The organism is Cellulomonas citrea, assembly GCF_009829685.1.
In the GTDB taxonomy this organism is placed as follows: Bacteria; Actinomycetota; Actinomycetes; order Actinomycetales; family Cellulomonadaceae; genus Cellulomonas; species Cellulomonas citrea.
The window spans coordinates 1-715 of the sequence record NZ_VWSD01000340.1 but is presented as its reverse complement, the minus strand read 5'-3'; the positions used below and the strand labels follow the sequence as shown (position 1 = coordinate 715).

Here is a 715-nt window from a genome sequence, read left to right as displayed (position 1 = left end):
AGCGGACCCGCGCCACGCCCGCCCAGCGGGCCCGGTCCGGTGACCCTGCGCGCACGGCGGCCTACGACACGCTGCGCCAGGTGGACGGCTCCGACGCCTACGCCAACCTCGTGCTGCCGTCGCTGCTGGCACAGCGCTCGATCGAGGGCCGGGACGCGGGGTTCGCGACGGAGCTCGCCTACGGCACGCTCCGTCTGCGGGGACGCTACGACGCCGTGCTCACCCACGTCGTCGACCGGCCGCTCGCCCAGCTCGACCCGGCCGTCCAAGACCTGCTCCGGCTGGGCTGCCACCAGCTGCTCTCGATGCGGGTGCCTGCCCACGCGGGCGTGTCGGCGACGGTCGCGCTGGCCCGCGAGCAGGTCGGCACCGGTTCGGCCCAGCTCGTCAACGCCGTGCTCCGCAAGGTGGCCTCGGACGACTGGCCGACCTGGCGGACCCGCCTCGAGCAGGCCGCGGGTCCCGACGAGACCGCGCAGCTCGCCGCCGTCTGGAGCCACCCGGAGTGGATCGTGCGGGCGCTGCGCCAGGGGCTCGTCGGGCACGGCCGGTCGGCGCAGGAGATCACCGACCTGCTCGCCGCGGATGACGACGCACCCCACGTGACCCTCGTCGCCCGGCCGGGTCTGATCGAGGCCGCCGACCTGTCCGCGACGGTGCACGGCGAGCCCGGTCGGCTCGCCCCGACGGCCGTCCGGCTGCCCACCGGCGCCCC

At 76.5% G+C, this 715-nt stretch carries 1 protein-coding gene; it reads left to right on the top strand.

Annotation, left to right across the window (positions count from 1 at the left end):
• Nucleotides 1-715 (top strand): transcription antitermination factor NusB (locus F2B26_RS16590; protein ID WP_328698709.1); only part of this gene is annotated, 715 nt, incomplete at both ends.